Genomic DNA, 6,140 nt, shown 5'->3' with positions numbered 1-6,140 from the left:
CGGCCGCCGTCGGCCAGGGGCACGGAGGCGCAGCCGGCGAGGTGGCGGTGGCCGGAGAGCAGGACGTAGCGGGCCAGCGCCGACCACATCAGGTTGACCACGGCGCCGGAGCGGTGGTCGGGGTGGACGCAGGAGCGGCCCGCCTCGACGGTGGAGGAGCGCAGGGCGCCGAGGGCGCGCAGGTCGAACTCGCCGTCGGAGTAGGACCGCTCCGTCCTGCCGGGCGGCAGCAGCCGGTAGGTGCCGACGACGTCGCCGGTCGCGGTGTCGGTGACGAGGAGGTGGTCGGCGAGGTCGTCGAAGGCGTCGATGTCGTGTCCGGGCAGGGGCGTGTCGAGGGTCGCGCCCAGCTCCTCGCCGAACACCCGGTGGCGCAGGCGCTGGGCGGCCCTGATCTGTTCGGGGGTGTCCGCGATGGAGGTGACGTACGAGCTGGTGGCCGTCGTGACGAGCGATGTCGAGGGCATGACAGTTCCGTTCTCGGTGCGATGGGGACGACGGGGCCGAGGGAGGAAGGGAGATGACGGTCACGGACGCACTCGGGTCCGGTGCCGCGGCGCCGCGGCACGTTCAGCACGGTGACGGCACCGGCTGAACTGCGCGCTTCCGGCGCGCGTCGGCCGCGCGTCCGGAGCACGTCGGGAAGGCCGCGGGCGTCCCCGTCACCACCGCGCGCCCTGCCCGCACGCGGAACCGCCACCCCCTGGACCTGCCATTGACGCGCCCACCCTTGGGCCGTACAAACGCGGCATGCCACCTCCCCTCCCCCTCGCCGGCATCACCGTCGTCAGCCTGGAGCAGGCCGTCGCCGCTCCCTTCGCCACGCGTCAGCTCGCCGATCTCGGCGCCCGCGTCATCAAGGTCGAGCGGCCGGGCGGCGGCGACTTCGCCCGGCGCTACGACACCACCGTGCACGGGCAGGCCAGCTACTTCGTCTGGCTGAACCGCTCCAAGGAGTCGCTCACCCTCGACCTCAAGTCCGAGGAGGGACAGGCGATCCTGGCCGACCTCCTCGCGGGCGCCGACGTGTTCGTGCAGAACCTCGCCCCGGGCGCCGCCGCCCGCATGGGCCTGGGCGCCGAGGAACTGCAGGCCCGCCACCCCTCCCTGATCCCCTGCACCGTCAGCGGCTACGGCACGGCGGGGCCCTGGGCGGACCGCAAGGCGTACGACCTGCTCGTGCAGTGCCAGACCGGGCTGCTCCAGCTCACCGGCACCCCGGACGAGGCCGTGCGCGTGGGCATCTCGGTCGCCGACATCGCGGGCGGGATGTACGCCTACAGCGGCATCCTCTCGGCGCTGTTCACCCGCGCGACGACCGGCCGCGCGCCCACCGTCGAGGTGTCCCTGTTCGACGCGCTCGCCGAGTGGATGAGCCAGCCCGCCTACTACACCCGCTACGGAGGGACCCAGCCGCCCCGCGTCGGCGCCCGGCACGCCACGGTCGCCCCCTACGGCCCGTTCACCGCGTCGGACGGCAAGGACGTGCTCCTCTCCGTGCAGAACGAACGCGAATGGACGGCCCTGTGCCGGGAGTTCATCGGCAGGCCCGAGCTGGCGGACGACCCGCGGTTCGCCACCGGCTCCGACCGCGTGGCGCACCGCGACGCGCTGGACGCGATCATCTCCGCGCGCTTCGCCGAGCTGGACGGCGCGGAGGCGATGAAGCTGCTCGACCGGACCGGCATCGCGAACGCCGGGGTCAATTCGGTGCACGAGTTCCTCGACCACCCGGTGCTCACCGGGCGCGACCGCTGGCAGGACATACGGGTGCCGGGCACCGAGGAGCCCGTACAGGCCCTGCTGCCCCCGGCCGCCCTTTCCGGAGTCGTCCCGCGCATGGATCCGGTGCCGGAGGCGGGCGAGCACACCGACGCGATCCTCGCCGAACTGGGCCGCGGTCCTGACGACATCGCCCGGCTGCGCGCGGAAGGGATCTGCCGGTGAGCGCCCTGGACACCCTCTCCCCCGACGAGCGGCTGGTCGTCACGACCGTGCGCGACTTCGTCGACGAGCGGGTCAGGCCCGTCGTACGCGAGCTGGAACACGCCGACACCTATCCCGAGGACCTGATCGAGGGGATGAAGGAGCTCGGCGTCTTCGGTCTCGCCGTGCCCGAGGAGTTCGGCGGCACCCCGGTGTCCACCTCCTGCTATGTACTGGTCACCGAGGAACTGGCGCGCGGCTGGATGAGCCTGGCGGGCGCGATGGGCGGCCATACGGTCGTCGCGAAGCTGCTGGTGCGCTTCGGCACCCCGGCGCAGCGGCGCCGCTGGCTGCCCCGCATGGCCACCGGCGAGGTCCGCGCCACCATGGCGCTGACCGAGCCGGGCGGCGGCTCCGACCTCCAGGCGCTGCGCACGGTCGCCCGCCGCGCCGGGAGCGGGGACGGAGCCGGGTACGTCGTCGACGGCGCGAAGACGTGGATCACCAACTCCCGCCGCTCCCGGCTGATCGCGCTGCTCTGCAAGACCGACCCGGACGCGACACCGCGCCACAGCGGGATCTCCGTGCTCCTCGTCGAGCACGGCCCCGGCCTGACCGTCTCGCGCGACCTGCCGAAGCTCGGCTACAAGGGCGTGGAGAGCTGCGAGCTGTCCTTCTCCGGCTACCGCGCCCCGGCCGACGCCCTGCTCGGCGGCGTCGAGGGCCAGGGGTTCGGGCAGATGATGAAGGGGCTGGAGACCGGGCGGCTCCAGGTCGCGGCCCGCGCGCTGGGCGTCGGCCGGGCCGCGTTCGAGGACGCGCTGCGCTACGCCCAGGAGCGCGAGTCCTTCGGCGTACCGATCTGGCAGCACCAGTCGATCGGCAACTACCTCGCGGACATGGCCACTTCGCTGTCGGCGGCCCGCCAGCTGACCCTGCACGCGGCACGCGAGGCCGACGCGGGGCGGCGCGTGGACATGGAGGCGGGCATGGCCAAGCTCTTCGCGTCGGAGACGGCGATGCGGATCGCGCTCGACGCGGTCCGCATCCACGGCGGCCACGGCTACTCCACGGAGTTCGACGTGGAGCGCTACTTCCGCGACGCGCCGCTGATGATCGTGGGCGAGGGCACCAACGAGATCCAGCGCAATGTGATCGCCCGTCAACTGATCGCGCGCGGCGGCCTGGACGCCTGAACCGGGACACGTCGAGCGGCGCGACCCGGGGTGAGCGTCAGCCGGCGGCGACGCCGAGGCCGTCGAGCACGACCGCGTTCGGCAGCCCGGCGAAGACCTTGCCCGGCACGATGAGCTTGCCGCGCCGGCTTCCGCTGCCGACCAGGACGTACGGCAGATCGGCGACGGCGGAGTCGACCAGCAGCGGCCAGGCGGCGGGCAGTCCGATGGGCGTGATGCCGCCGTACTCCATGCCGGTCTCGCCCGTGGCCGTGTCCATCGGCGCGAACGACGCCTTGCGCGCACCCAGTTGGCGGCGCACCGCGCCGTTCACGTCGACCCGCGTGCCGGACAGCACCACGCACGCGGCGAGCGTGGTCTCGCCGCCGCGTTTGCCCGCGACGACGACGCAGTTGGCGGACTGGCCGAGCAGTTCGGGGCCGTAGTGCTCCAGGAAGGTGGCGGTGTCGGCCCACCGCGGGTCGGTGTCGACGTGGACGAGCTCCTCGGCCGGGACGGGTCCGTGCCAGCCGCGTACGGCCTCGGCGACGGGCGCGACGAGCAGGCCGAGGGCTTCGGGGGCGGTACGGACGACGTCGAATTCACCGAGAGGAGCGCGCATGCCGGAACGCTGACAGCCCTCAGTAGGAGGCGGCGTGGGCGGGCGGCACCGAGACGGACATCGTCATCTCCACCGGTTCGGCGCCCTTGTTGTGGTAACCGTGCGGCGCGTTCGCCTCGAAGCTGGCGGCCGTGCCCGCGGGGACGAGGTGCTCGACGCCGTCCACGACCAGGGTCAGTTCGCCCCGCGAGACGTGCAACAGCTCGACGGTGCCCGGCGGATGGGCGTCGGAGTCGCTGCCCTCGTCGGGCATCAGCCGCCAGGTCCACAGCTCGAAGGGGCCGCGCGCGTCCGTGCCCACGAGGAGCGTGGTGCTGCTGCCGGCGTCCGTGGACCACATACGGACCGCCTGCTCCGGCGGCACGAGCCGTACGTGTGAGCCCTGTTCGTGGTCGAGGAGCGTGGTGATGCTGACGCCCAGCGCGTCCGCGAGCTTGACCGTGATGCCCACGCTGGGGTTGGTCCTGGCCTGCTCGATCTGGATGATCATGCCGCGGCTCACGCCGGCGCGGGCCGCGAGGGCGTCGAGGGTGAAGCCCCTCTCGTTGCGCCAGCGCTTGAGGTTGCGCGCGAGCGACTGGGTCAGCTGGTCGAGGTCCGACACATTCCGTCCAATATTTTGGATGACAGAGTTCAGGATACTGAACTACGGTGTGGTGCACCTGATGGTTCCGGATGGTTCAACACACTGTACTGCGAGGCTCCTCGATGACCGCACTGTTCGCCCTGGCCACCAGCCTCCTGTGGGGTCTCGCGGACTTCGGCGGCGGCCTGCTGACCCGACGGATCCCCGCCCTCACGGTGGTGGTCGCCTCACAGACGATCGCGGTGGTCGTGCTCGGCGCGATCGTGGTCGCGACCGGCGGCTGGACCGAGTGGGGCCCGCAGTTGTGGTTCGCGGTGGCCGCGGGGCTCGTCGGGCCGGTCGCCATGCTCGCCTTCTACAAGGCGCTCGCCCTCGGCCCGATGGGCGTCGTCTCGCCGCTGGGCTCGCTCGGCGTCGCCGTGCCGGTCGGCGTGGGGCTCCTGCTCGGCGAGCGCCCCGGGCTCGCGCAGTTCGCGGGCATCGCCGTGGCCGTCGCGGGCATCGTGCTCGCGGGCGGCCCCGAACTGCGCGGCGCCCCCGTGCGGCGCCGGGCGGTCCTGCTCACCCTCGTCGCCGCGTTCGGCTTCGGCGGCGTGATGGCCCTGATCGCCGAGGCCTCCACCACGCCGACCGGCCTCTTCCTCGCCCTGTTCGTGCAGCGCGTGACGAACGTGGCGGCGGGCGGCACGGCCCTGTACCTCTCCGTCAGGCGCGGCGGCAGGGCGCTCCCCGAAGGCTCCGACCTGCGGATCGTCCGGGCGTCGCTGCCCGCCCTCGCCTTCGTCGGCCTCGCGGACGTCGCGGCCAACGGCACGTACTCGGTGGCCGCGCAGAACGGCCCGGTCACCGTCGCCGCCGTGCTCTCCTCCGTCTACCCGGTGGTGACGGCCCTGGCGGCACGCGCGGTCCTGGACGAACGCCTGCGCGGCATCCAGGCGGTGGGCGCGGGCCTGGCCCTGGCGGGCACGGTCCTGCTGGCGACCTGAGGGACCCCGGGCCGCCCCCAGGCCTACGCCTCCCCCAACTCCCCCAGCGCGATGAGCTGCTCCGGCGTGATCCCCTCGGGGATCGGCACCGGCGCCGGCGTCCGCAGCGGCGGCTCCCAGCCCCGCTCCGCGTCCCATGACCGCACGACCCGTGCGGGCGCGCCCGCCACCACGGCGTGGTCCGGCACCTCGCCCCGCACCACCGCGCCCGCGGCGACCACCACGTTGCGCCCGATCCGGGCCCCCGGCAGGATCACCGCGCCCGTCCCGAACCAGCAGCCGGGCCCGATCTCCACCGGCTCCATCCGCGGCCACTGCTTGCCGATGGGGGTGTGCGGGTCGTCGTACGAGTGGTTGGTGGACGTCACGTACACATAGGGGCCGAAGTAGGTGTCGTCGCCGATCGTCACCGTCGTGTCGGCGATGACGTGGCTGCCGCGGCCGAGGACGACCCCGTCGCCGATCCGCAGGATCGGGTCGGGCCCGAGGTCGAGGTCCGGCATCATCCCCGCGGTGAGCGTCACGTGCTGGCCCACGATGCAGTGCGCGCCGAGCCTGATCCACGGCTCGCCGAAGACCGTGCCCTGCGGGAAGGCGAGCCGGGTGCCCTCGCCGATCGCGCCGAAGCGCAGCCGGCCGGGGTGCGCGGCGGTCACCGCGCCCGTGCGCTGCACCCACTCCCAGCCCGCGTGGACGGCGCGCTGCGCGAGCCGGCGCGGCCCGGCGGCAAGGGATGAGAACGTGTTCCTGTTCTTCGGCACGGGCTCACGTTACTCAGCGTCCCGGCGTCGCGCAGGCCGCCGAGCTGTGATCTTCGCCCCACGCGGCGGCGCGGGCCGCCCGGT

Annotated in this window: 7 protein-coding genes; 3 read left to right on the top strand and 4 right to left on the bottom strand. The window is 73.4% G+C overall.

The genetic code is table 11. The annotated features are described in order from the left end of the window. On the bottom strand, positions 1-467 hold a 467-nt coding region (locus tag AOK22_RS06430), incomplete at its 3' end, for a GNAT family N-acetyltransferase (RefSeq protein WP_157872186.1). 283 nt (positions 468-750) lie between these two features. Between AOK22_RS06430 and AOK22_RS06425 the strand changes: the two genes are divergently transcribed. Beyond that, entirely contained in the window at positions 751-1,947 is a 1,197-nt protein-coding gene (locus AOK22_RS06425; protein ID WP_055697595.1) for a CaiB/BaiF CoA transferase family protein, read from the top strand. Further along, the gene (locus AOK22_RS06420) at positions 1,944-3,122 is read left to right on the top strand and encodes an acyl-CoA dehydrogenase family protein (RefSeq protein ID WP_055697594.1); all 1,179 of its coding nucleotides are present in this window, start codon (positions 1,944-1,946) and stop codon (positions 3,120-3,122) included. Before AOK22_RS06425 ends, AOK22_RS06420 begins: the two co-directional genes overlap by 4 nt. Positions 3,123-3,159: 37 nt before the next feature. On the opposite strand, the gene AOK22_RS06415 is transcribed toward AOK22_RS06420, so the two are convergent. Further along, positions 3,160-3,723 carry a YbaK/EbsC family protein gene (locus AOK22_RS06415; protein ID WP_055697593.1) on the bottom strand — a complete coding sequence of 188 codons (564 nt, stop codon included), beginning with the start codon at positions 3,721-3,723 and terminating at the stop codon, positions 3,160-3,162. A 19-nt stretch (positions 3,724-3,742) separates the two neighbouring features. Continuing rightward, positions 3,743-4,327, bottom strand: coding sequence for a helix-turn-helix domain-containing protein (locus AOK22_RS06410; RefSeq protein ID WP_055697592.1), 585 nt, complete (start codon positions 4,325-4,327; stop codon positions 3,743-3,745). A gap of 104 nt (positions 4,328-4,431) precedes the next feature. Here AOK22_RS06410 and AOK22_RS06405 point away from each other — a divergent pair, with 104 nt between their 5' ends. Continuing rightward, positions 4,432-5,295, top strand: a complete 864-nt coding sequence (locus AOK22_RS06405) for a DMT family transporter (protein ID WP_055697591.1) — start codon at positions 4,432-4,434, stop codon at positions 5,293-5,295. A 23-nt stretch (positions 5,296-5,318) separates the two neighbouring features. Here AOK22_RS06405 and AOK22_RS06400 read toward each other — a convergent pair whose 3' ends face one another. Continuing rightward, positions 5,319-6,056 (bottom strand): acyltransferase, encoded by a 738-nt coding sequence (locus tag AOK22_RS06400; RefSeq protein WP_055697590.1) that lies wholly within the window; start codon positions 6,054-6,056, stop codon positions 5,319-5,321. Positions 6,057-6,140 lie beyond the last annotated feature (84 nt).

It is taken from the genome of Streptomyces silaceus, assembly GCF_001419745.1.
Lineage (GTDB): Bacteria > Actinomycetota > Actinomycetes > Streptomycetales > Streptomycetaceae > Streptomyces > Streptomyces silaceus.
This window is presented reverse-complemented; position numbering and strand designations above follow the sequence as displayed.

Coding starts and splice junctions, on each gene's coding strand:
- AOK22_RS06425 (WP_055697595.1), top strand. CDS start 751: ATGCCACCTCCCCTCCCCCTCGCCGGCATCACCGTCGTCAGCCTGGAG.
- AOK22_RS06415 (WP_055697593.1), bottom strand. CDS start 3,723: ATGCGCGCTCCTCTCGGTGAATTCGACGTCGTCCGTACCGCCCCCGAA.
- AOK22_RS06405 (WP_055697591.1), top strand. CDS start 4,432: ATGACCGCACTGTTCGCCCTGGCCACCAGCCTCCTGTGGGGTCTCGCG.